Raw genomic sequence first — 25,025 nt, forward strand, 5'->3', positions numbered from 1 at the left:
CATCGGCGATGGCGAATCGGCTGCCCAACCGCTTCACCAGTGGGCGTGAGGCGGACAATACCTAGAATTTTTATTCCGTAACAATATCTTTTATTTCGCTAGTTATTCCAAAAAATACAGTCACTACGGGTTTTGCTTATGAGCCATGGCTAGCCAGCGGTCTTGGCAGGTCGAGGTCATGGGGCAACAGCTCGTCGCTATCATTTACCAGCAAGGCAAAGTGAATGACATTCTCCAGCTCGCGGGTATTGCCCGGCCACGGGTGGGCTTCCAGCACCTGCTGCGCGGCCTCACTCACCAGGGGCACCGGGCGCTGCAGCCGGGCACTGTAGATACCCACGAAATACTCGGCCAACGGCAGGATATCGCCTGGCCGCTCGCGCAATGGCGGCAGCTCCAGCGCGCCTTCATGCAGGTAGTGGTAGAGCCGCTCGTGGAAGCGACCGGCACGCACCACCCGAGCCAGGTCGATACTGCTGGCGGCTCCCAGCCGTACATCCACCGGCTGTGGCTGTTGCGCCCCAACACGCATCACCTCACGGTTCTCCAGCGCTGCCAGCAGCTTGCCCTGGATGGCCAGCGGCAAGTCGGCGATTTCGTCCAGGTAAAGCGTGCCGCCGTTGGCCGAGCCAAACCAGCCGGCGCGGCTGCTGGCCGTACCGCCATGGCTGCCAGCGCTATAGCCGAACAACTCGGCGTCGGCATAGGTCGGGCTGATGGCCGCGCAGTTGACCGACACGAACAGCCCGCTACGGTCGCTGGTACGGTGGATTTGCCGCGCCAGCAGCTCCTTGCCGGTACCGGTCTCGCCACGAATCAGCACCGGCAAGGGTTGCGGCGCCAGGAGCTCAAGCTCATCGCGCAGCCGCTGCGAGCGTGGGTCGATGAACACCAATGCCTTGGCACGGATGCTCAAGGGGCTTTTGTCCAGTTCAGGAAAGGTCAGCAGCGGCTGGCCAAACGGGTTTTGAAAAGTCATGAAAAAACTCCCGCCCCAGGCCTGAGGTGGCCGGGCGTACAGGGGCCAATCAGGCGCGGCGCAATGCGCGCTGCTCGACCCGGCTTTGCAAGCGATACAAGTAGGCGAAGCCTTGTTCCCAGCGCTCATGCCCGGACTTGACGTTGATGTGCCCGGCGTTGCTCAGCAACCCCGCTTCGGCACCCCAGGCCTGGGCCAGGTATAACGCCCGCGGCACGCTCACGGCAGGGTCGTTGTCCGAGCTGACAACCTGGCTGGGAAATGGCAACACCCCGAGCGGAATCGGCGCAAAGTTGCGCAGGGCGGACGCACAGGCAGGCCGCTCGACGTCCGCAGGCGCCACCAGCAACGCCCCCCTCACCCGCCGCAGCAACGCCGGGCTGGCCTTCGCGGCCCAATGGGCGACGGTGATGCAGCCTAGGCTATGGGCGATCAGGATGACTGACGAGGGCTCGGCGGCAATCGCCTGTTCCAGCGCCTGCACCCAGTCCTGGCGTTGCGGGGTCAACCAGTCATGCTGCTCGACCCGCGCGCTGTTGGGCAGGGTGCGCTGCCAGTGGCTTTGCCAGTGGTTGTCTGGCGATCCTTGCCAGCCCGGCACAATCAGGTATCGAATCGACTCATTGCGCATGGGGACGCCTCCAGGAAGTTTGCGTGCTTGGGGGCCAGTATAAGGACAGGGTTATATTCGTAAAGGAATAAGAAGCTATTTATTAATAACCGAAATTCCATGCACGGCCTTGCGCCGCGACGGGCTGCAAAGCTGCCCCGGCAATCTCACAGGCACAAAAAAGCCCGGGACCAACCCCGGGCTTTGCATCAGCCACCGCGACTCAGATATCCGCCACCTTCTGCCAAACCTTCGGCCGGAAGAACAGCGTCTCCCCACGCGCCAGGCCGGTCAGGCTATCGTGGTCCTTGACCACTTCGGCTTCGATCAACTCGCTCTGCCCTTCCACCTTCAGGGTCACCCGGGTGGTCGCGCCCAACGGCCGAATGTCGCGCACTTCGGCCGCATGGTGGCCTTCGGTTTCATGGCGCGACAAAGACACCTCGTGCGGCCGGAACAGCACATGGTGCCCTTCGCTCAATGCCAGGCGGTTGGAGTCACCGAGGAAGTGGTAGACGAAATCGTTGGCCGGTTGCTCATACACCTCGCCCGGCGAACCGATCTGCTCGATCACGCCTTTGTTCATCACCACGATGCGGTCTGCCACCTCCATGGCTTCTTCCTGGTCGTGGGTGACGAATACCGAGGTCAGGTTGATGTCCTCGTGCAGCCGCGCCAGCCAGCGGCGCAGCTCTTTGCGCACCTTGGCATCCAGCGCACCGAACGGCTCATCCAGCAGCAGCACCTTGGGCTCCACCGCCAGTGCCCGGGCCAGGGCGATGCGCTGGCGCTGGCCACCCGACAACTGCTCAGGGTAGCGGTCGGACAACCAGTCCAGTTGCACCATGTTCAGCAGCTCATGCACTTTCTCGGCGATCCTGCTTTCGCTTGGGCGCTCGCCCTTGGGCTTCATGCGCAGGCCGAACGCCACGTTGTCGAACACGCTCATGTGGCGGAACAGTGCGTAGTGCTGGAACACGAACCCCACGTTGCGGTCGCGCACGTCGCGGCCCGACACGTCCTCGCCATGGAACACGATGTTGCCCTGGTCCGGGGTTTCCAGGCCGGCGATGATGCGCAGCAAGGTGGTCTTGCCGCAGCCGGAAGGGCCGAGCAAGGCCACCAGCTCGCCGCTGTTGATGTCCAGGGTGATGTTGTCCAGGGCCTGGAAGCTGTTGAAGCGCTTGCTGACGTTACGAACTTCGATCGACATGAGTCATTCCTCCGCGGCGCCGTGGCGCAGGCGGTTAATACGGTTCTCGCTCCACTGCTTGAGCAGCAGGATGAAGAGCGCCAGGATCAGCAACAGGCTGGCCACGCTGAAGGCTGCGACGTGGTTGTACTCGTTGTAGAGAATTTCCACGTGCAGCGGCAGGGTGTTGGTCACGCCACGAATGTGGCCGGACACCACCGACACCGCGCCAAACTCGCCCATGGCCCGCGCAGTACACAGCACCACGCCGTAGATCAGCCCCCACTTGATGTTCGGCAGGGTCACGTGCCAGAACATCTGCCAGCCGTTGGCGCCGAGCAGCCGCGCGGCCTCCTCCTCTTGCGTGCCCTGCTCCTGCATCAGCGGGATCAGCTCACGGGCCACGAACGGTACGGTGACGAAAATGGTCGCCAAAACGATGCCCGGCAGGGCGAAGACTATTTGAATATCGTGGTCTTGCAGCCACGGCCCGAACAGGCCCTGCGCGCCGAACATCAGCACGTAGACCAGGCCGGCGATCACCGGCGACACCGAGAACGGCAGGTCGATCAGGGTGACCAGGATGCTCTTGCCGCGGAAGGTGTACTTGCTCACGCACCAGGCGGCGCTTACCCCGAACACCAGGTTCAGCGGCACCGAGATGGCCACGGCGAGCAGGGTCAGTTTCAGCGCCGACAAGGCGTCGGGTTCGAGGATCGCCTCGAAGAAGGTGCCAAAACCGTTCTTCAGCGCCTGCGATACCACAATGACCAGGGGCAGCAGCAAAAACAGCACGAACACCAGCCAACCAAGGCCGATCAGGATACGCCGCGAAGTGGCGCTGCCACGGCGGGCGGCGTTGGCGGCCGCGCTTGCACTCAGGGATGAACTGGACATGCCGGCCTCCTTCAAGGGGTTTCGATACGGCGCTGCAGCAGGTTGATCAGCAGCAGCAGGATGAAGGAAACCACCAGCATCAGCACGCCAATGGCGGTGGCCCCGGTGTAGTCGTACTGGTCGAGCTTGACCATGATCAGCAGCGGCAGGATCTCGGTCTTCATTGGCATGTTGCCAGCAATGAAAATCACCGAACCGTACTCGCCCACGCCACGGGCGAAGGCCAGGGCAAAGCCGGTCAGCCAGGCGGGCAGCAGGGCCGGCGCCAGGATGTGGCGGAACACCTGCAGCGGCTTGGCACCCAGGCAGGCCGCAGCCTCTTCCACTTCACGCGGGATGTCGGCCAGAACCGGCTGCACGGTGCGTACCACGAACGGCAGGGTGACGAACGTCAGCGCCAGGGTGATGCCCAGTGGGGTGTAGGCGATCTTGAAGCCCAGGTCGGTGGCGAACTGACCGACCCAGCCCTGGGGGGCGTAAAGCGCGGTCAGGGCAATACCGGCAACTGCCGTCGGCAGGGCGAACGGCAGGTCGATCATCGCATCGATGACCTTGCGCCCCGGGAAGGTGTAGCGCACCAGCACCCAGGCCAGCAGGGTGCCAATCACACCATTGATGATGGCCGCGAACAGGGCAGTGCCGAAACTCAGTTTGAGCGCGGCGATTACCCGCGGCGCACTGATGATGTTCCAGAACTGCTCGAAGGTCAGCTGCGAGGCATGGATGAACATGGCCGCCAGCGGTATCAGCACGATCAGGCTGAGGTACACCAAGGTGTAGCCCAGCGTCAGCCCGAAGCCGGGTATGACGGGGGAAATGCGACGTGACATAAATATCCCTGGTTGAATGCACTCGGCCCAGTATCGATCCGGGGTCGGTACAGGCATTTGAATCCTGGGCTGCGTTGCAGCCCATCGCCGGCAAGCCAGCTCCCACAGAACAATACATAACTCATTGATTTAGCGAGGTCCTTGTGGGAGCGGGCATGCCCGCGAACACCGGCGTAGCCGGTGCCAGCCACCGCGTTGGATTCTTCGCGGGCACGCCCGCTCCCACAGAGACCGCGTCGCCATTACTGTGCCTGATAGATCTGGTCGAACACACCGCCATCATGGAAGAATTTCGGTTGTGCAGTCTTCCAGCCACCAAAGTCCTTGTCGATGGTCACCAGGTCCAGTTTCGGGAACTGCTTGCCAAACTCGGCAGCGACCTTTTCATCACGCGGGCGGTAGAAGTTCTGGGCGGCAATTTTTTGCCCGGCTGGGCTGTACAGGTGTTTGAGGTATTCGGTGGCAATCTCGGTATTGCCTTTCTTCTCGGCGTTCTTGTCCACCACCGCCACCGGCGGCTCGGCAAGAATCGACAGCGACGGCACGACGATCTCGAACTTGTCGGCACCGCCGTCTTCCTTCAGCGCCAGGAACGCTTCGTTTTCCCAGGCCAACAACACGTCGCCCTGGCCATTGTTGACGAAGGTGATGGTAGAACCGCGCGCGCCGGTATCCAGCACCGGTACGTGCTTGAACAGTTCCTGCACATAGGCCTTGGCCTTGTCTTCACTGCCGCCGGCCTTCAGGCCGTAAGCCCAGGCGGCAAGGAAGTTCCAGCGTGCGCCGCCAGATGTTTTCGGGTTGGGGGTAATCACCGACACGTCGTTCTTGATCAGGTCGCCCCAGTCCTTGATGCCTTTCGGGTTGCCCTTGCGCACCAGGAACACGATGGTCGAGGTATAGGGGGTGCTGGCGTCCGGCAGGCGGGTTTGCCAGTTCTCCGGCAAGGTCTTGCCCAGCTTGGCGATTTCGTCGATATCACCGGCCAGCGCCAGGGTCACCACGTCAGCGCGCAGACCGTCGATCACCGCCCGGCCCTGCTTGCCCGAGCCGCCGTGGGATTGCTGGATCTTCACCGTGTCGCCCGGGTGGGCCTGCTGCCAATGCTGGATGAACTCGGCGTTGTATTGCTGGTACAGCTCACGGGTGGGGTCGTATGACACGTTCAGCAGTTCGTAATCCTTGGCGATGGCGGAACCGGCAAAAACGGCACTGGCCAGGGCGGCGAGCGCATAACGGCGGATGGACATGGTGAAGCTCCCGATGGCATTTGTTCTAGTTTTGAAAGGGGGTGGGCTCAGCCGGCCTTGTTGCCCGGCTGTTGCAGGCGGAACTTCTCCTTGCGCTCGATCTGCACGACCTGGGCGTTATGCACCGTGATCTCCACCGCGCCAAAGCGCAGGTCGCGCAGGGCGTTCTGGATCTCCCGCAAAAGGCTGGCTTCGTCCTGACCATCGATATTACGCAGCGGTGCACTCATGCTCGTTCTCCTTGGCGTGAGATGCCGGGCGGGGATTTGAAGGGGTATTGCCTGGCTTGAGGGCAATAGTAGCGAGGGGGTTTTATTCTTAAAAATACTATTTAAGAATTTTTATATAACCGTTTTATTTTTCTGGTTCGAGGGCCCTATCGCCGGCAAGCCGGCTCCCACAGGCGTGTCACTGCCTCTCAGTTTTGTGAGGCCCCTGTGGGAGCTGGCTTGCCGGCGATAGAGCCTTGAGCCTTCAGTTTTGCTTCTGTGGCTCGCGGATTTTGTACCAGGCCACGTACAAGGCCGGCAGGAACAGCAGCGTCAGCAGCGTTGCACTGATGATGCCGCCAATCATGGCGTAGGCCATCGGCCCCCAGAACACTTCACGTGCAATCGGGATCATGCCCAGGCTCGCTGCGGCTGCCGTCAGCAGGATCGGCCGGCGACGGTGGTTGGTGGCCTCCACCACCGCGTCCCAAGGGGCATAGCCCTGCGCCTCGAACTCATCGATCTGGGTAACCAGAATCACCGAGTTGCGGATGATGATACCGGCGAGCGCCAGGATGCCGAGAATCGCCACGAAGCCCATCGGCGTACCGGTAGGCACCAGCGCCAGCACCACGCCGATCAGCCCCAGTGGCGCCACGCTGATTACCAGGAACAGCTTCTGCACGCTGTGCAGCTGGATCATCAGGAACGTGGCCATGAGGAACAGCATCAGCGGGATGACCTTGGCGATCGGCCCTTGGGCCTTGCCACTCTCCTCCACGGTACCGCCCGTGGCCACTTCGTAGCCTACCGGCAGTTTGCTGGCGAACTCGTCGATTTTCGGCTTCAGTTGCGCCACCAGGTCGGTCGGTTGAATGTCGCCGTTGACCGAGGCCTTGATGGTGATGGTTGGCTTGCGGTCACGCCGCCATACCAGCGGCTGCTCCAGCTCGTAGCGCACGGTGGCAAACGACAGCAGCGGAATCGAGGTGCCGTTGGAGGTCAGGATCTGCAGGTTCTGCAGGGTATCGGGCGAACCACGCTCGCTGTCCTCGGCACGCGCGACCACGTCGATCAGGTAGATGCTGTCGTTGACCTGGGTGATCTGCACACCGCTGACGATGCTGTTCATCACGTTGGCCACATCTTCCGACGACAGCCCCAGCTGCCGCGCCTTGTCCTGGGCAATGTCCACGCGCAGTACTTTGCCAGGCTCGTTCCAGTCGTAGATCATCTCGCCTATGTTGCGGTTCTGGTTGAGCAAGGTCGCCAGGTCGATGGCGTGCTTGCGCACCTCGTCGATACTGGTGCCGCTGACGCGGTACTGGATCGGCCGCCCCACCGGTGGGCCCATTTCCAGCGATTGCACGTTGGTGCCGATGCCGACGAACTCTTCATGCAGGATTTTCTGCAAGCGCTCGATCATGCCCTGGCGCTCTTCCAGGCCCTTGCTGACAATCACCAGCTGGGCGTAATACGGGTTTTGCAACTGCTGGTCGAGCGGCAGGTAGAACCGCACGGCGCCCTGGCCGATGTAGGTGCTCCAGTGCACCAGGTCCGGGTCGTCCTTGAGGCGCGCCTCGAAGCGGTCGACTACCTTGCGCGTCTCCTCGATAGAAGCGTTCTGCGGCAGGTTCAGGTCGACCAGGATCTCCGGGCGGTCCGACGCGGGAAAGAACTGGTTCTGCACGAAGCGCATGCTGAACAGCGCCAGGGCAAATAGCAGGATGGTACCGATGATGGTCAGCCAGCGATGGCGCATGCACCACAGCAGCCCACCCTCGAACGCCCTGGCCACGCGCCCAGGCTTGGCTTCGTGAGCCTTGACCTTGCTGCTGCTCAGGATGTGCACCCCCAGCACCGGGGCGAAGAACACCGCCACCACCCAGGACACCAGCAAGGCCACGGCGATTACCGCGAACAGGGTGAAGGTGTACTCGCCTGCAGAACTGGCGTTAAGGCCGATCGGCACGAAGCCGGCCACCGTGACCAGGGTACCGGTAAGCATCGGGAAGGCCGTGGAGGTGTAGGCGAACGTGGCCGCCTGCTCCTTGCTGTCGCCCATTTCCAGCCGGGTGACCATGACCTCCACGGTGATCATCGCATCGTCCACCAGCAAGCCCAGGGCAATGATCAGCGCGCCCAGCGAAATCCGCTGCATGGTGATACCGCTGTATTCCATGAACACGAACACCATCGCCAGCACCAAGGGTATCGAGCAGGCCACCACCAGCCCCGCGCGCATGCCTAGGCTGACAAAGCTTACCGCCAGCACGATCACCACCGCTTCGAACAGCGCGCTGGTGAAGCCGCCAACCGCCTTCTTGACGACCACGGCCTGGTCCGACACGGTGTGCACGCCAACGCCTATCGGCAGGTCCTGGGTCACCTGGTCCATGCGTTTTTTCAGTGCGGCGCCGAACGCCTGCACGTTGCCGCCGGCCTTCATGCCAATGGCCAGACCAATGGCGGTCTGGCCGTTGTAGCGGAACATCGGTGAAGGCGGGTCGACATAACCGCGCTCGATAGCGGCAATATCGGCCAGGCGGAAGAAGCGGTCATTGATCTTCAGGTTGACGGTTTGCAGGTCCTTTTCCGAGGCAAACTGCCCGGAGGTTCGCACCGAGATGCGCTCTGGTCCGGCCTCTATCACCCCCGCCGGGGTGACCGCGTTCTGCGCTTGCAGGGCCTGCATCACCTGGCGCTGGTCAATGCCCAGGGCGGCCAGCTTGCGGGTGGAGAAGTTCAGGTACAGCACTTCATCCTGGGTGCCGATGAACTCGATCTTGCCGATATTGGGTACATCGCGCACTTCTGCACGGGCCTGCTCCACATAGTCACGCAGCTGGCGCAGGGTAAGGCCGTCGGCGGTGAAGGCATAGATCGAACCGAACACATCGCCGAACTCGTCGTTGAACCCAGGCCCCTGGATGCCAGCAGGGAACTGGCCACGGATGTCCTGGATCTTCTTGCGCACCTGGTACCAGATTTGCGGGATATCCTCGGCCTTGGTGGTATCACGCAGGTACACGTAGACCGTGGATTCACCCGGCCGGGTATAGCTCTTGGTGTAGTCGAGCGAGTCGAGTTCTTCGAGCTTCTTCTCGATACGGTCGGTGACCTGGTACAGGGTCTCGTCCTGGGTCGCACCGGGCCAGCGGGTCTGGATGACCATGGTCTTGATGGTGAACGACGGGTCTTCTTCACGGCCCAGGTTGAAGTAGGAAAAAATCCCCATCAACAGGGCGACGAACATCAGGTACCAGACGAACGATTGATGCTTGAGTGCCCAGTCGGACAGGTTGAAGCTTCCTTTCATTGCGCATCCTCGTCGAAAGCGACCTTCTGGCCAGGCTTGAGGCTGTTCACGCCCGCAGTCACCACACGTTCACCAGGCTGCACGCCAGAGGCCACGACGATGCTGTCGGAAGTACGGTCGATCAGGGTCACGTCACGGGTGCCGACCGTTTTCTGCCGGGTGTCGATGACCCACACCTGGGTCTTGCCGTCGCGTTCGAGCAAGGCACTCAAGGGCAGCTCGCTGCGCGGCGACACTTGCGAGGTCAGCGTCACACTGACCGCGGTGCCCAGGTGGAAGGCTGCCGGGGTGTTTGCCAAGGTCAGGCGCGCACGGCGGGTACGGGTCGTGGGGTCGGCCTGCGGCTCCAGCTCGCGCAGGGTAGCGGTGGTGTTGATGGTCGGGTCGAGTTGCGAAGCGACGGTGAATGTCAGCCCTTTGCCCAGTTGCTCTGCCAGGCTGATCGGCAAGTCGATCACCGCCTCCTTCACATCAGGCCGGGCCAGGGTCACCACGGCCTGCCCGGCGGTGACCGTCTGCCCGGCCTCGGCCTGCCAGGCCGTGATGACCGCTGCATGGTCGCTACGCAGGGTGCTGTAGCCGAGCTGGTCACGGGCCTGGCTGACAGAGGCGCGCGCCTGCTCCAGCGTCGCGCTGGTGGTTTTCAGGTTGGTCTGGGCGACATCCAGCTGCGCCTGGGCACCCACCCCACGGTCGTACAGCTGTTGCTGGCGACGGGCATCGGCCTGGGCATTGATCCATTGCGCCTGCACCCTGGCCAGGTCGCCTTCGGCGGCACGCAGTTGGTTCTGCTGGTCGGTGGGGTCGAGGGTGGCCAAGGTATCGCCCGGTTTGACCTGGGCTCCCACGTCCAGCCAACGCCGGGCAATGCGCCCGGCTACGCGGAAGCCCAAGGTGCTCTCGAAGCGTGCCTCGATATTGCCAGCGAAGCGGCCCAGTTGCGTCTGCACCTGCGGCTCGACCTTCACCGACAGCACCGGCCGGATCGGCTCTGGGGCTTGCTCGTCACCCTCGCAGGCAGCCAGCAGCATGCCGGCTGACAGTATCAGCAGCAGCCTTGTCATAGCTCACCCCCTGGGCGTTTGGCATCCACCTTCTCCACCTGCATGCCGGGGTGCAACAGCTGGCTGCCGTTGACCACCACGGTTTCGCCCGCCTGCAAGCCGCTGGCGATGACCACCTTGCCAGTCAGGTAGCGGCCGACTTCGACCTTGCGCAGTTCGACCTTGTCACCCTCACCCACTACCCACACGGCAGGTGCGTGCAGGGCCTTGGTCAAGGCCGACCACGGCAGCTCGATGCTCGGCCGCCCCACGGTACTGGTGCTGGCCGTCACCGGCGCGCCCAGCTGCATTTCGGCGGGTACATCCTTCAGGGCCACCTTGACCTGTACCGTGCCGCTTTGCGCCGACACGGTGGGCGTGATTTCGCGGATCACGCCGCGCGCCTGGACCTTGGGGTCGTCCAGCAGGCGGACGAGTATCTCGGCGTTGCCGGGCGGTGCCACCAGCAAGGATTCGTACACATTGAACACGGCATCGCGGTCGCCATCGACGGCCAGGCTGAAGATCGGCATGGTCGCCTGCACCACCTGGCCTACTTCGGCCTGCCGCGCGGTGATCACCCCGGCGGCCTCGGAGACCAGCGCGGTGTAGCCGAGTTGTTCATTGGCACTGGCCAGTTGCGCCTGGGCCGCCTTGAGCGCGCTCTGGTTGCTGCGCAGCGCCGCTTCGGCGGCATCGTATTCGCTTTTGCTGGTGTAGCCCTTGGGCAGCAGTTTTTGCTGGCGCACGAAGGCCGCGCGGGTCTGGGTGACCCGCGCCTGCGCGGCAAACACCTCGGCCTTGGCCGAATTCACGTTGTTCTGCAGGTCTTTCGGGTCCAGGCGTGCGAGCACCTGGTTGGCCTTGACGTGGTCACCCACATCGACGCTGCGCGAAATGATCTTGCCCCCCACACGGAACGACAGGTCCGTCTGCACCCGCGCCTGTACATCGCCGGTCAGGGTGACCCTGGCGGCGAAATCGGTGGGTTGAACCTGCTGCACGCCCACCCGCGGCAATGTTTCAGGCACCTCTTCCTTGCTACACCCGGCGAGCATGCACAGCAGCCCCAGGCAAACGACCGACAGCGGACGTATCAACGTCATGCAGGCTCCTTGCTTGCGCACAAATGGTTTGTGGGATGCGACTGTCAGCGTAGTTCAGGGTTCGATAAACATCACTGACGGGGGTCAGTTCGGCAGTTTCGGCGCTTGCGCCGGCCTCTTCGCGGGCACGCCCGCTCCCACAGGTACAGCGCAGGCCCTGAGACTCGCGCTGTACCTGTAAGAGCGGGCGTGCCCGCGAAAGGGCCGGCACAGCCAAGCACATGCTTCAGTTATATCCGGAAACCACCAACCACCCGGCCACCCCGCTTCAGCCACTACTTTCAAAGGGAGGTTCAACTTCAAGGAAGATCACAATGCCGTTAGCCGAATCCCATCTGCTGCGCCGTGGGCGCTTTTCCGAGCCAGGCAGGCTTTACATGCTGACCACCATCACGCAACAGCGAAAGCCACTTTTCCACGACTTTCACCATGCCCGGCTGGTGGTCAAACATCTGCGGATCTCAAATGATATTCAGGACTGCCGTTCATTGGCCTGGGTAGTGATGCCGGACCATCTGCATTGGTTGATCGAACTGAAGGAAGTGGCATTGGCGACACTGATGCGCAAATTCAAATCACGCACAGCCATTGCCTTGCGCAAGGCAGGTGTCAGGCAAAAGCCGATATGGCAACCGGGGTATCACGACCATGAACTGCGGCGGGAAGGAAATGTGGTGCATGTGGCCCGGTACATCGTTGCCAATCCCTTGAGGGCAGGCTTGGTCCGGAGTGTCAGGGATTATCCACACTGGGATGCGGTATGGCTTTGAATCGGTGCTGGGGCCTTCGCGGGCTCGCCCGCTCCTACAGGTACAGCGCAGGCCCTGAGGCTTGCGCTGTACCTGTAGGAGCGGGCGTGCCCGCGAAAGGGCCGGTACAGGTCAGACCTGAACTGAGGCCTTATTGAGGCCAAGCTCAATGTCATCAATGAGGGCTTTGGCAAAGCCTCTGAGAATTCTTGCTGCACTACCTGCCAGCCGATCATTTTCCATCTCGGCTTCGGTTGTCAGGTGATTGATACAGCCGAGCATGACGGAGAGTTCGGAGAAAGCATGATTGAAGGGGATGTTGGCCTGTACGCGGAAAAGCTCCATGCAGGTTTCTTTACCGACAGTGCTGCTGTAGCTCGGATGGGTAGAATCAAGGTCGTGCTTGGTCATGGTTGGAATCCAATGTCGTTAATTGGACCACCAACTCGTCTTTCTCACGGACAAGGGGTGGCAGCCGTACGCGGGGTGAGAAACCGAGGACATTGAACCCGGCCAGGCCGAAGCCTGCCCACGTAGGCTGCCATGACTGGAAGTCCGTTCAACATCGTTCGGGTTCTCACACCCGATCACCATGAATGGCGACCCTACGACGTTAGCCCTGGGGCATTTCCCCTACAACAGAGCAGCTTCCACGCGGATCGTAGGATAATTCCCAAGCTGATTCGACTGAAGCTTTGAGTTTGACTTGATGAAAAGTCGTACGCCTTGAGGGCCTCTTCGCGGGTGAACCCGCTCCCACAGTGGCAGTGGCAGGCCCCAAGATTTGCACAGTACCTGTGGGTGCGGGTTGATCGAGGCGTCGAACCGCCGCGAAGGGCCGGTACAGCCACCCACGGATCTCTGCCATATCCAGAAACCATCATCTTCACAGCACCTGCAGCTCAGCCACTACCTTTGAGAGCTCACCTGCTTTCAAGGAAGAAGCAAGCCTCGGGCCCAGTCTCACCGGCTTCGCCGTGGTCGCTATTCAGAGCTTGGCCGGCTCTATCTGCTGACCACCGTCACCCACCAGCGCAGACCACTGTTCCATGATTTCCACCATGCCCGGCAAGTCATTCAGCAGTTGCGCCAATCGGACCAAGAACATGCCTGCAGGCCACTGGCCTGGGTACTCATGCCCGACCGACCATCTGCCGTGGCTGATCGAGCTGAAAGGCACCACGCTGGGCACTTGATGCGCAGGTTCAAGTCCTGGTCCAGTCTGGTGTCGCATCGGGCAGGGGTTAAGCATGATCCGGTTTGGCAACCTGGGTATCAGGACAGGGCATTAAGAAGGGAGGAAAGCATGGTGCATGTTGTCAGATACATCGCTGCCAACCCGTTGCGGGCAGGCTTGGTCAGAAGTGCCGCGGACTATCCACACGGGGATGCAGTCCAGCTTTGAATGTGGGCTAGGACATTGGTCGGCGAAAGGACAGCCGGGTTATCCAGCTATCAAAATTGTCAGTTTCAGAATAGCTATTTCTGTTGCATGCTCAAAAGCCCTCGTTCGATCCACTACGGCGGCACCTATGAACAATCACGACCATCAACCTGAAAAACTGACCCACCTTAAACTAAATATGCATGCTCTACTGACCAACACTGCTTGGAAAGCAATGCTAACATACGCCAACGAAAGCCAAGCCAGGACGAGTGCTTCAAAAAAAGCCGTAATGCTAGCGACTGACAATAACAATTCAGTCTTAATTTTGCAAAATAAATCCCAACATTCCTTCGACAGCTACTCGCCCTATGGTCATTCGCCGACCCTAGGCGAAACATCAGCTCTAACGAAATTTAATGGAGAGCGAAAAGACCCGGTCAGCAGCTTATACTTACTCGGCAACGGCAAAAGACCCTTTAGTAACGCATTAATGCGTTTCCTTTCTCCAGACGGACTTAGCCCATTTGGGAAAGGCGGTATAAATGCTTATGTGTACTGCTCAGGGGACCCTGTAAATTTCACAGACCCTAGCGGTCAAGCCGGTGTCCGAAGGACGATAGCCAAGGTTGGTACTCAACCGAAGGGGTCTAAAACCGTACACACCACCACTCAAGGATTGAAAACATCTGGGATGATTGATATCCCACAAAGAGATCGAAACTTCCTGTGGGAGTTGAAAGCCATGTCAGATGAAAAGCTAGCACAACTCAAATCAGCCACATCCCTTCCACGCGTGGGCAGCTCAGAATTTTCAGAAATAATGTTCAAGAAATTTGGGGGTGATGAGTACTCTCGCCTATACCTTGAAAGCGAAAAAAAATATCATATGTGGTCGAAATGCACTCCCGGGGCCTCGATAACTTCTTCGCATCGTCAGACGTGGCAGAATCTCAACAACGCATACTTAGCATGGATGCTTGGGACTACAGGATGCTAGATGCTGGACTCGAAAAAAAAGCTAAATGGTCGAGACCCTCCGCACTCGAGCTTTTTGGAATTTCAAACTTCCGCAAAGCATAGATAAATGCGTATCTCATTCCGCAAACATCCCCAAGCCCCAGAATGAATATGATAAGACCTTGAATGAATCACTCTCCGACAAGAGTCTTGGAGTCCTTGCCGGAGAGCACAATCCGGCTACCTCAACCCGACGCAGCCACTTGCGTCGGGCGCTTGACCTGCGGCTGTGAAGCGTTCGCTGCTGCACCCTCTTCGATCGCCTGCTGAATCGCCCGGCGGCGGTTCTCTTCGGCACGGCGGCTGAAGTACCAGACAAAGAAGGTCACCAGCGACACCGACAGCAGAATCAGGCTGGCCACGGCGTTGATCTCGGGCTTCACACCCAGGCGCACCGCCGAGAACACTTCCATCGGCAAGGTGGTCGAGCCAGGCCCGGAAACGAAGCTGGCCAATACCAGGTCGTCCAGCGACAGCGCGAACGACATCATGCCGCCCGCCGCCAGCGATGGCGCGATCATCGGGATGGTGATCAGGAAGAACACCTTCCAAGGCTTGGCACCCAGGTCCATCGCCGCTTCCTCGATCGACAAGTCCAGCTCACGCAGGCGCGCCGACACCACCACCGCCACATACGCGGCGCAGAACGTGGTATGGGCGATCCAGATGGTGACGATGCCACGCTCCTGCGGCCAGCCGATCATTTGCGCCATGGCCACGAACAGCAGCAACAGCGACAGGCCGGTGATCACCTCGGGCATTACCAACGGTGCGGTGACCAGGCCGCCGAACAGCGTGCGGCCCTTGAAGCGGGTGACGCGGGTCAGCACGAACGCGGCCAGGGTACCCAGCGCCACCGCTGCCACCGCCGTGTAGCAGGCAATTTCCAGCGAGCGCATCACCGAACCCATCAGTTGGGTGTTGTCGAGCAGGCCGACATACCACTTCACCGACCAGCCGCCCCACACCGTCACCAGCTTGGAGGCGTTGAACGAGTAGATCACCAGGATCAGCATCGGCAGGTAGATGAACAGCAAGCCCAGCACCAGCATCAGCTTGGAGAAACTGAAGCGTTTCATGCGCGGCCCTCCATCTCTTTGGCCTGGCTACGGTTGAACAGCAGGATGGGCACGATCAGGATCGCCAGCATCACTACCGCCAGGGCAGAGGCCACCGGCCAGTCACGGTTGTTGAAGAACTCTTGCCACAGCACCTTGCCGATCATCAGGGTTTCCGGACCGCCGAGCAGCTCGGGGATGACGAACTCGCCCACCACCGGGATGAACACCAGCATGCAGCCGGCGATGATGCCGTTCTTCGACAGCGGCACGGTGATCTTCCAGAAGCTGTTGAAGGTACTCGAACCCAGGTCCGAAGCGGCCTCCAGCAGCGACGGGTCGTGCTTTACCAGGTTGGCGAACAGCGGCAGGATCATGAACGGCAGGTACGAATAGACCACGCCGATGTACACCGCCAGGTTGGTGTTGAGGATCTGCAACGGCTGGTCGATCAGCCCCGTCCACATCAGGAAGCCATTGAGCAGCCCGTTGTTGCTGAGAATGCCCATCCAGGCGTAGACGCGGATCAGGATCGCCGTCCAGGTCGGCATCATGATCAGCAACAGCAGGACCGTCTGCGTTTCCTTCTTGGCGTTGGCAATGGCGTAGGCCATCGGGTAGCCGATCAGCAGGCACAGCAGGGTGCTGAAGAACGCCATTTTCAGCGAACCCAGGTAGGCGGAAATATACAGCTCATCCTCGGTGAGCAAGCCGTAGTTGGCCAGGTTCAGGACCAGCTGGATCTTGTCTTCGACGTATGTGTAGATCTCGGTGTAGGGCGGGATCGCCACGTCGGCTTCGGCGAAGCTGATCTTCAGCACGATGAAGAACGGCAGCATGAAGAACAGGAACAGCCAGATGAACGGCACGCCGATCACCAGGTGCCGCCCCTCCGGGGTTATGCGCTGGAAGGCTCGCTTGAGCTTGCGCAGTTTCATGACCGCAGTACCACGCCGCTGTCGTCTTCCCACCACACATACACTTCATCGCCCCAGGTCGGCCGCGCGCCTTGGCGCTCGGCGTTGGCGACGAACGACTGGACCACCTTGCCGCTGGGCAGCTCGACGTAGAACACCGAGTGGCCACCCAGGTAGGCGATATCGTGCACCTTGCCACGCGACCAGTTGTGCTCGAACTCCGGCTGCTTGGTGGTCACCAGCAGTTTCTCCGGGCGCAGGGCATAGGTGATGTGCTTGTCTTCCACCGAGGTGGTGATGCCGTGGCCAACGTAGATCTTGCGCTCCAGTTCCGGGCTGGCAATGATCGCGTAGCCCTCGGCGTCATCGACCACATCGCCTTCGAACAGGTTGACGTTGCCGATGAACTCGCACACCAGGCGGCTGGTAGGCGTTTCGTAGATATCGACCGGCGAACCGATCTGGGCAATCCAGCCCAGGTGCATGATGGCGATGCGCTGGGCCATGGTCATGGCCTCTTCCTGGTCGTGGGTCACCATCACGCAGGTCACCCCCACGCGCTCGATGATCTCGACCAGTTCCAGCTGCATCTGCGAGCGCAGTTTCTTGTCCAGCGCGCCCATTGGCTCGTCAAGCAGCAGCAGCTTCGGGCGCTTGGCCAGCGAGCGGGCCAGGGCCACGCGCTGGCGCTGGCCGCCAGACAGCTGGTGCGGCTTGCGCTTGGCGTACTGGGTCATGTGCACCAGCTTGAGCATCTCGGCCACGCGGGCGTCGATCTCGGCCTTGGGCATTTTGTCCTGCTGCAGGCCGAAGGCGATGTTCTGCGCCACGCTCATGTGCGGGAACAAGGCGTACGACTGGAACATCATGTTGATCGGCCGCTCGTACGGCGGCATGTCGGTGATGTCGACGCCATCGAGGTAGATCCGCCCTTCGGTCGGGCGTTCGAAGCCTGCCAGCATGCGCAGCAAGGTGGACTTGCCGGAACCGGAGCCACCGAGCAGGGCGAAGATCTCGCCCTTGCGGATTTCCAGGGACACATCGTCCACAGCTACGGTTTCGTCGAATTTTTTCGTGACCCGGTCGATCTTGACCAGCACCTGCTTGGGTTGCTGGCCACCCTCGAGGGCTTTTTTATAGGCACCGGAGGCAACTGCCATGAGTGAAACTCCCAACAAGATTTTTGTGCCCGCGCGGCCTGCCTGGCAGGCGCCGGCGCGGGTCTGGATTGTTACTTGCCCGACTTGACCTTGGTCCAGCTGCGGGTCATCAGCCGTTGCACCTTGGGCGGCAACTCTGAATTGACGAACATCTTGTCCAGCACTTCCTGCGGTGGGTAAACCGCGGCGTCAGTCCTCACGGCCTGGTCCATCAGGTCGCCAGCCTTGGGGTTCGGGTTGGCGTAACCGACGTAATCACTGACCTGGGCGATAACCTCAGGTTTCAGCAAATAGTTGATGAAGGCATGCGCCTCTTTGACGTTCTTGGCGTCCTTGGGAATCGCCAGTACATCGAACCAGAGGTTGCCGCCTTCCTTGGGAATGGCGTAAGCCAGGTTCACGCCCTTCTTCGCTTCTTCAGCGCGGGCCTTGGCCTGGAACACATCACCCGAGAAACCCGCCGCGACGCAGATGTCGCCATTGGCCAGGTCGGTGATGTACTTGGACGAATGGAAGTAGGTCACGTAAGGGCGCACGGCCAGCAGCTTCTGTTCGGCCTTGGCGTAATCCTTGGGGTTGGTACTGTTGGGGTTCAGGCCCATGTAGTTGAGCACCGCCGGGAGCATTTCGTCCGCCGAGTCGAGGAAGGCTACCCCGCACTTGGACAGCTTCTTCATGTTCTCGGGCTCGAACAGCACGGCCCACGAGTCGATGGTGTCCACGCCTAGCGCGGCTTTCACTTTGTCGACGTTGTAGCCGATGCCGTTGGTGCCCCACAGGTAGGGCACCGCGTACTGGTTGCCCGGGTCGTTCTTTTCCAGGCGCTTCATCAGCGCCGGGTCCAGGTTCGAATAGTTGGGCAGCAGGCTCTTGTCGAGCTTCTGGAACGCGCCCGCCTTGATCTGCTTGCCGAGGAAATGGTTGGACGGCACGACCACGTCGTAGCCGGTATTACCGGCCAGCAGCTTGCCTTCCAGAGTTTCGTTGGAGTCGAACACATCCTGCACGGGCTTGATGCCCGTGGCTTTCTCGAAGTCCGCGAGTGTGGTCGGGCCGATGTAGTCGGACCAGTTATAGAAGTGCACCGTTGGCGCCGCTTGGACGCTGCATGCCAGCGTCAGGCCCGCGCCGGCCAGCAAGGCCTTGCGGAATACAGAAATAGACAAGTGGGTGGTCCTCACAATCAGTGCCTGGGTAGCGACAATGCTGCCGCACACGCAAAACCGGCGCGCAACTTACCTTCGCAGCTTCGATGCCGCAATGAACAATTGCCTTCCAAAGCCTCTGGGCCGGCATTTACCGGCCCGGAGGTACTGCCACCGGGCTTATTTGCCCGATTTGATCTTGGTCCAGCTGCGGGTGATCACACGCTGTACCGAAGCATCAGGCGCGGCGATCGCGTACAGCTTTTTCTTCACGTCGGCAGGCGGGTAGATGCTCGGGTCGCTGGTGATGTCTTTGTCGACCAACGGGGTCGCGGCCTGGTTACCGTTCGGGAAGCGCACGGCGTTGGTGATTTCAGCCATGATTTCCGGCTGCATCAGGAAGTTCATGAACTGGTAGGCAGCGTCTTTATGCTCGGCATCCTTGGGGATGGCGACCATGTCGTAGAAGGTACCGGCGCCTTCTTTCGGAATCACGTAGTCCACTTTGACCTTGTCGCCGGCTTCATGGGCACGGGCCTTGGACTGCTCCAGGTCACCCGAGTAGCCAACGGCCACGCAGATGTTGCCGTTGGCCATGTCGCCAATGTACTTGGACGAGTGGAAGTAGGTGATCGAAGGGCGGATCTTGAGGAACAGGTCCTCGGCAGCCTTCAGGTCATCCTTCTTGGTGCTGTCGGTCGGCAGGCCCAGGTAGTGCAGAGCGGCCGGCAGCATTTCGGTCGGCGCGTCGAGGAAGCTCACGCCGCAGCTTTTGAGCTTGGCGATGTTCTCTGGCTTGAACACCACGTCCCACGAGTCGATTTTGTCCACACCCAGCGCGGCCTTGACCTTCTCCGGGTTGTAGCCGATGCCGATCGAGCCCCACATGTACGGGAAGGCGTGCTTGTTGCCCTTGTCACTGGCATCGCCCACGGCCTTGAGCAGGTCGGGGTCGAGGTTTTTCCAGTTCGGCAGCTTGGAGCGGTCCAGCTCTTCGTACACACCAGCCTTGATCTGCTTGGCCAGGAAGTTGTTGGACGGCACCACGATGTCGTAGCCCGACTTGCCGGCCAGCAGCTTGGCCTCGAGGGTTTCGTTGCTGTCGAAGACGTCGTACTTGACCTTGATGCCTGTCTGTTTCTCGAACTTGGCGATGGTGTCCGGAGCGATGTAGTCCGACCAGTTGTAGACGTTCAACACCTTGTCTTCAGCCTGAACAGCGGAGGCCATGGCGCCCATCAGGGCGGCGGCCAGCAACGTCTTGCCCATTTTCTTCATGCGTAATGCTCCAGAATTTTTGTTTAGCCTTCCGTTCAGCTGCCAGAACCCACGGTGCAGAGCGTGCGGCGACTGAAACAGTCGCTAGTCTGGCAAGTTACCGGGCCCTGTATCAAGGAAAGCAGGGCCTGGTAACGACTTAATGTCACTTCGCTAGCCTAGCAAACGCTCACCGAATCGCTTCGAGTGTCAGGTCCAGGCATTTGCGCGCCTTTTCTACCAGCTCATCAATCTCTGCATGGCTGATCACCAGCGGCGGCGCGATGATCATGGTGTCACCCACAGCGCGCATGATCAGGCCGTTTTCGAAACAGAAGTTGCGGCAGATCATGCCCACACCCTTGCCTTCGTAACGGCTGCGGGTGGCCCTGTCCTTGACCAGCTCGATCGCGCCGAGCAGGCCCAGGCCGCGTACCTCGCCCACCAGCGGGTGGTCCTGCAGCTCACGCAAACGCTTTTGCAAATACGGTGCCGCTTCCGTGCGCGCCTTCTCGACGATGTGCTCGTCGCGCAGGATGCGCAGGTTTTCCAGGCCTACGGCGGCGGCCACCGGGTGGCCCGAATAGGTGAAACCGTGGTTGAACTCACCCCCTTCGCTGATGACCTTGGCCACGGTGTCCCGCACGATCACCCCGCCCATGGGGATGTACCCGGAGGTCAGGCCCTTGGCGATGGTCATCAGGTCGGGCTGCAGCCCGTAGTAGTCGGAACCGAACCACTCGCCGGTCCGGCCAAAACCGCAGATCACTTCGTCGGCGACGAACAGGATGTCGTAACGGGCCAGAATCTCCTTCACCTTCGGCCAGTAGGTCTCAGGCGGGATGATCACGCCGCCGGCCCCCTGGATGGGCTCGGCGATGAACGCAGCAACGTTGTCCTCGCCGACCTCCAGAATTTTCTGCTCCAGCTGTTCGGCAGCCCACGCCCCGAATTCGTCCGCCGTCATGTCGCCGCCTTCGCCGAACCAGTACGGCTGCGGGATGTGCACGATGCCCGGAATCGGCAGGCCACCCTGCTCGTGCATGCCGCTCATGCCACCCAGGCTCGCGCCGGCGACGGTCGAACCGTGGTAACCGTTGATGCGGCTGATGATGGTCTGCTTCTGCGGCTTGCCCTGCAGCGCCCAGTAATGGCGGACCATACGCAGCACCGTGTCGTTGCCTTCGGAGCCGGAGCCGGTGAAGAACACATGGGTCATGCCTTGCGGCGCCACCTCGGTGATCGCCTTGGCCAGCTCCAGCGCCGGCGGGTGGGCGGTCTGGAAGAACAGGTTGTAGTACGGCAGTTCACGCATCTGCTTCTCTGCCGCCTGCACCAGCTCTTCGCGGCCATAGCCAACGGCCACGCACCACAGGCCGGCCATGCCATCGAGAATCTTGTGCCCCTCGCTGTCCCACAAATGCACACCCTGGGCCTTGGTGATGATGCGTGGCCCCTTCTCTTTCAGCTGCTTGTAGTCACTGAAAGGTGCCAGGTGATGCTCCCCGCTCAGGGCTTGCCATTCACGGGTTTGCGGGTTGTTGACGCTCATGGGCTTCTCCGTAGTTCGGCCGCCGCGCACCTGCGGCGCCAGGGTTGATCAGACAGCAAACAGCAGGAACTCACGCTCCCAGGAGCTGATTACACGTTTGAAGTTCTCGTGCTCGGCGCGCTTGGTGGCGACATAGCCGGTAATGAATTTCTTGCCCAGGTACTGCACCAGCGCACGGCTGTTCTCCATGCGCTCCAGGGCATCTTCGATGGTCAGCGGCAGGCGCAGGTTGCGCCGTTCGTAACCACGGCCCTGCACCGGCGCACTGGCTTCGATACCTTCGACCATGCCGATGTAGCCACACAGCAGGCTGGCGGCGATGGCCAGGTAGGGGTTGGCGTCAGCGCCCGGCAGGCGGTTCTCGACCCGGCGGCTCTGCGGGCCGGCATCCGGTACACGCAAACCGACGGTGCGGTTTTCTTCGCCCCACTCCACGTTGACCGGCGCCGATGTGTCGGGCAGGAAGCGGCGGAAGGAATTGACGTTGGGGGCGAACAGCGGCAGCGCCTCGGGGATGAACTTCTGCAAGCCGCCAATGTGGTGCAGGAACAGTTCGCTCATGCTGCCATCTGCATTGCTGAAGATGTTCTTGCCCGTGGCCACGTCGACCACGCTCTGGTGCAGGTGCATGGCACTGCCCGGCTCGCCGGTCATCGGCTTGGCCATGAAGGTGGCCGCCACGTTGTGCTTGAGCGCTGCTTCGCGCATGGTGCGCTTGAACACCAGGATCTGGTCAGCCAGGTGCAGGGCGTCGCCATGACGGAAGTTGATTTCCATCTGCGCCGTGCCGTCTTCGTGGATCAGCGTGTCGAGGTCCAGTTGCTGCAGCTCGCACCAGTCGTACACGTCTTCGAACAACGGGTCGAATTCGTTCGCCGCTTCGATCGAGAACGACTGTCGGCCGGTTTCCGGGCGACCGGAACGGCCTACCGGCGGCTGCAGCGGGAAGTCCGGGTCTTCACTGCGCTTGGTGAGGTAAAACTCCATTTCCGGCGCGACGATCGGCTGCCAGCCTTTGTCGGCGTAGAGCTTGAGCACTTTTTTCAGCACGTTGCGCGGCGACAGTTCGACCGGGTTGCCCTTCTTGTCGTAGGTGTCGTGGATCACCTGCGCGGTGGGCTCGATGGCCCACGGCACGAGGAACACGGCGTTTTCGTCAGGGCGGCAGATCATGTCGATGTCGGCCGGGTCGAGCAATTCGTAATAGATGTCGTCGTCGACGTAGTCGCCGGTCACGGTCTGCAGCAGCACGCTCTCGGGCAGGCGCATGCCCTTTTCGGCAATGAATTTGTTGGTAGGCGAAATCTTGCCGCGCGTGATGCCGGTCAGGTCACTGATCATGCATTCGACTTCGGTGATCTTGTGCTCTTTCAACCAATCGGTGAGCTGGTCGAGGTTGTTACTCATAAATACCTCAGGAGGTAAGGTGGTCCGCGACTTGATTCTGGATGGAGAAGATTGCTAAAGCAAAAACCCCCGCGCAGAGCCACAGTGGATACACTGAAATCAGCTGTGTCCGAAATGAGTTCAAAAGGCAGGAAGATGAAACGAAGGGCGGCAAGCCGCTGCGAGGGCAGGTCCGGGAACGCCAAACGTCAATTATTGCGGCCAGGGCGGCAGCAACAGCGACGCAGCTTGCATGAACGGCGGAGGTACCCGATGGCACTGCGCACGCAGTGCTTTCAGGTCGCGGCAAGCGGACCATGTGACCCTCGTATTATTGTGTTCTGGGTTGAGACCGAGCTTAGCCTTGTTCATTTTTTTACACAACACCCGCGTAAAAAATAAAACACGGCACGCTTGAGATAGCTCTTTACCGGGGAAATAGCGGATAATGCCATGCCCCGATTTGCAGCAAATCTGCCGTAGATGGGCCATTTCAGGGCATCATGGGGTTGGCTTGACATCAGTATGGCTTTTCGGTTGACTGGTCTTGCAAGCCCCCCTTGATTGATATTTTTAACAACAAAGGTGTTGCATCATGTCGGTACCCCCGCGTGCCGTTCAGCTTAACGAAGCGAACGCGTTCCTTAAGGAACATCCTGAGGTTCTCTACGTTGACCTTCTGATTGCAGATATGAATGGTGTGGTGCGCGGCAAGCGCATAGAGCGCACCAGCCTCCACAAGGTTTACGAGAAAGGCATCAACTTGCCGGCCTCCCTCTTCGCCCTCGACATCAACGGTTCCACCGTCGAAAGCACTGGCCTGGGCCTGGATATCGGCGATGCCGACCGCATCTGCTATCCGATCCCAGACACACTCTGTAACGAACCGTGGCAAAAGCGCCCCACTGCCCAGCTGCTGATGACCATGCACGAGCTGGAAGGCGAGCCGTTCTTCGCCGACCCGCGCGAAGTGCTGCGCCAGGTGGTGAGCAAGTTCACTGACATGGGCCTGACCATCTGCGCCGCGTTCGAGCTGGAGTTCTACCTGATCGACCAGGAGAACGTGAACGGCCGCCCACAGCCACCGCGCTCGCCAATCTCGGGCAAACGCCCGCAGTCGACCCAGGTGTACCTGATCGACGACCTCGACGAATATGCCGACTGCCTGCAGGACATCCTCGAAGGCGCAAAGGAACAAGGCATCCCGGCCGACGCCATCGTCAAGGAAAGCGCCCCTGCGCAGTTCGAAGTCAACCTGCACCACGTGCCAGACCCGCTCAAGGCCTGCGACTACGCGGTACTGCTCAAGCGCTTGATCAAGAACATTGCGTACGACCATGAAATGGACACCACCTTCATGGCCAAGCCCTACCCGGGCCAGGCAGGCAACGGCCTACATGTACACATTTCCGTGCTGGACAAAGATGGCAACAACATCTTCACCAGCGAGGATCCCGAGCAGAACGCCGCGCTACGTCACGCTGTCGGCGGTGTGCTCGAGACCCTGCCAGCGTCCATGGCGTTCCTCTGCCCGAACGTCAACTCCTACCGCCGCTTCGGTGCGCAGTTCTACGTACCGAACGCGCCAAGCTGGGGCCTGGACAACCGTACCGTGGCGTTGCGCGTACCGACCGGCTCGGCCGATGCTGTGCGCATCGAGCACCGCGTAGCCGGTGCCGACGCCAACCCGTACCTGATGATGGCTGCCGTGCTGGCGGGCGTGCACCATGGCCTGACCAACCAGATCGAGCCAGGCGCGCCGATCGAAGGCAACTCGTACGAGCAACTTGAGCAGAGCTTGCCGAACAACCTGCGCGATGCCTTGCGTGAGCTGGACGACAGCGAGATTCTGAACAAGTACATCGATCCGAAGTACATCGACATCTTCGTCGCGTGCAAGGAAAGCGAGCTGGAGGAGTTCGAACACTCGATCTCCGACCTCGAGTACAACTGGTACCTGCA

The 25,025-nt window shown here is 60.7% G+C and carries 21 protein-coding genes and 1 pseudogene; 4 read left to right on the forward strand and 18 right to left on the reverse strand.

The window, feature by feature from the left end; translation table 11 throughout:
- Nucleotides 1–136: 136 nt before the first annotated feature.
- From G1E_RS20890 to G1E_RS20935, 10 genes are all read right to left on the reverse strand, one after another.
- Nucleotides 137–979: a sigma 54-interacting transcriptional regulator gene (locus G1E_RS20890; RefSeq protein ID WP_047150072.1), complete on the reverse strand. Its 843-nt coding sequence runs from the start codon at nt 977–979 to the stop codon at nt 137–139.
- A gap of 49 nt (nt 980–1,028) precedes the next feature.
- Nucleotides 1,029–1,610 (reverse strand): alpha/beta hydrolase, encoded by a 582-nt coding sequence (locus G1E_RS20895; RefSeq protein ID WP_009683701.1) that lies wholly within the window; start codon nt 1,608–1,610, stop codon nt 1,029–1,031.
- 202 nt (nt 1,611–1,812) lie between these two features.
- Entirely contained in the window at nt 1,813–2,802 is a 990-nt protein-coding gene (locus tag G1E_RS20900) for a sulfate/molybdate ABC transporter ATP-binding protein (RefSeq protein WP_009683702.1), read from the reverse strand.
- A gap of 3 nt (nt 2,803–2,805) precedes the next feature.
- On the reverse strand, nt 2,806–3,678 hold the full coding sequence (gene cysW, locus G1E_RS20905) for a sulfate ABC transporter permease subunit CysW (RefSeq protein WP_009683703.1): 873 nt from the start codon (nt 3,676–3,678) through the stop codon (nt 2,806–2,808).
- 11 nt (nt 3,679–3,689) lie between these two features.
- Nucleotides 3,690–4,508 (reverse strand): sulfate ABC transporter permease subunit CysT, encoded by an 819-nt coding sequence (cysT, locus tag G1E_RS20910; RefSeq protein WP_009683704.1) that lies wholly within the window; start codon nt 4,506–4,508, stop codon nt 3,690–3,692.
- A gap of 242 nt (nt 4,509–4,750) precedes the next feature.
- The gene (locus tag G1E_RS20915) at nt 4,751–5,758 is read right to left on the reverse strand and encodes a sulfate ABC transporter substrate-binding protein (RefSeq protein WP_009683705.1); all 1,008 of its coding nucleotides are present in this window, start codon (nt 5,756–5,758) and stop codon (nt 4,751–4,753) included.
- Between the two features lie 47 nt (nt 5,759–5,805).
- Nucleotides 5,806–5,988 carry a sulfur starvation response protein OscA gene (gene oscA, locus G1E_RS20920; RefSeq protein WP_009683706.1) on the reverse strand — a complete coding sequence of 61 codons (183 nt, stop codon included), beginning with the start codon at nt 5,986–5,988 and terminating at the stop codon, nt 5,806–5,808.
- A 244-nt stretch (nt 5,989–6,232) separates the two neighbouring features.
- Nucleotides 6,233–9,286 (reverse strand): efflux RND transporter permease subunit, encoded by a 3,054-nt coding sequence (locus G1E_RS20925; RefSeq protein ID WP_047150073.1) that lies wholly within the window; start codon nt 9,284–9,286, stop codon nt 6,233–6,235.
- A complete protein-coding gene (locus G1E_RS20930) occupies nt 9,283–10,350 on the reverse strand; it encodes an efflux RND transporter periplasmic adaptor subunit (protein WP_029887457.1) in 1,068 nt (355 codons plus the stop codon). The genes G1E_RS20925 and G1E_RS20930 overlap by 4 nt, the downstream gene beginning before the upstream one ends.
- A complete protein-coding gene (locus G1E_RS20935) occupies nt 10,347–11,435 on the reverse strand; it encodes an efflux RND transporter periplasmic adaptor subunit (RefSeq protein WP_029887456.1) in 1,089 nt (362 codons plus the stop codon). Before G1E_RS20935 ends, G1E_RS20930 begins: the two co-directional genes overlap by 4 nt.
- Nucleotides 11,436–11,749: 314 nt before the next feature.
- On the opposite strand from G1E_RS20935, the gene G1E_RS20945 reads away from it, so the two are divergent.
- Nucleotides 11,750–12,205, forward strand: coding sequence for a transposase (locus G1E_RS20945; RefSeq protein WP_047150075.1), 456 nt, complete (start codon nt 11,750–11,752; stop codon nt 12,203–12,205).
- 111 nt (nt 12,206–12,316) lie between these two features.
- Here G1E_RS20945 and G1E_RS20950 read toward each other — a convergent pair whose 3' ends face one another.
- Complete coding sequence (locus G1E_RS20950) at nt 12,317–12,595, reverse strand: DUF3077 domain-containing protein (RefSeq protein WP_009683714.1); 279 nt, start codon at nt 12,593–12,595, stop codon at nt 12,317–12,319.
- Between the two features lie 598 nt (nt 12,596–13,193).
- Between G1E_RS20950 and G1E_RS27875 the strand changes: the two are divergent.
- Nucleotides 13,194–13,589: pseudogene (locus G1E_RS27875) on the forward strand (transposase).
- A gap of 127 nt (nt 13,590–13,716) precedes the next feature.
- Nucleotides 13,717–14,568 carry an RHS repeat-associated core domain-containing protein gene (locus G1E_RS27880; protein ID WP_083280691.1) on the forward strand — a complete coding sequence of 284 codons (852 nt, stop codon included), beginning with the start codon at nt 13,717–13,719 and terminating at the stop codon, nt 14,566–14,568.
- A 205-nt stretch (nt 14,569–14,773) separates the two neighbouring features.
- Here G1E_RS27880 and G1E_RS20960 read toward each other — a convergent pair whose 3' ends face one another.
- From G1E_RS20960 to G1E_RS20990, 7 genes are all read right to left on the reverse strand, one after another.
- Complete coding sequence (locus G1E_RS20960) at nt 14,774–15,667, reverse strand: ABC transporter permease subunit (RefSeq protein ID WP_047150076.1); 894 nt, start codon at nt 15,665–15,667, stop codon at nt 14,774–14,776.
- Nucleotides 15,664–16,584: an ABC transporter permease subunit gene (locus G1E_RS20965; RefSeq protein WP_009681714.1), complete on the reverse strand. Its 921-nt coding sequence runs from the start codon at nt 16,582–16,584 to the stop codon at nt 15,664–15,666. Before G1E_RS20965 ends, G1E_RS20960 begins: the two co-directional genes overlap by 4 nt.
- The gene (potA, locus tag G1E_RS20970) at nt 16,581–17,723 is read right to left on the reverse strand and encodes a polyamine ABC transporter ATP-binding protein (protein WP_009681715.1); all 1,143 of its coding nucleotides are present in this window, start codon (nt 17,721–17,723) and stop codon (nt 16,581–16,583) included. Before potA ends, G1E_RS20965 begins: the two co-directional genes overlap by 4 nt.
- 71 nt (nt 17,724–17,794) lie before the next feature.
- Entirely contained in the window at nt 17,795–18,889 is a 1,095-nt protein-coding gene (locus G1E_RS20975) for a polyamine ABC transporter substrate-binding protein (protein ID WP_009681716.1), read from the reverse strand.
- A gap of 159 nt (nt 18,890–19,048) precedes the next feature.
- Entirely contained in the window at nt 19,049–20,146 is a 1,098-nt protein-coding gene (locus G1E_RS20980; protein ID WP_009681717.1) for a polyamine ABC transporter substrate-binding protein, read from the reverse strand.
- A gap of 169 nt (nt 20,147–20,315) precedes the next feature.
- Nucleotides 20,316–21,677 carry an aspartate aminotransferase family protein gene (locus G1E_RS20985; RefSeq protein WP_009681718.1) on the reverse strand — a complete coding sequence of 454 codons (1,362 nt, stop codon included), beginning with the start codon at nt 21,675–21,677 and terminating at the stop codon, nt 20,316–20,318.
- 48 nt (nt 21,678–21,725) lie between these two features.
- Complete coding sequence (locus G1E_RS20990; protein ID WP_009681719.1) at nt 21,726–23,084, reverse strand: glutamine synthetase family protein; 1,359 nt, start codon at nt 23,082–23,084, stop codon at nt 21,726–21,728.
- Between the two features lie 574 nt (nt 23,085–23,658).
- Between G1E_RS20990 and G1E_RS21000 the strand changes: the two genes are divergently transcribed.
- On the forward strand, nt 23,659–25,025 hold a 1,367-nt coding region (locus G1E_RS21000; RefSeq protein WP_047150077.1), incomplete at its 3' end, for a glutamine synthetase family protein.

The sequence above is a fragment of the Pseudomonas sp. TJI-51 genome (genome assembly GCF_000190455.2).
Taxonomy (GTDB): Bacteria; Pseudomonadota; Gammaproteobacteria; order Pseudomonadales; family Pseudomonadaceae; genus Aquipseudomonas; species Aquipseudomonas juntendi.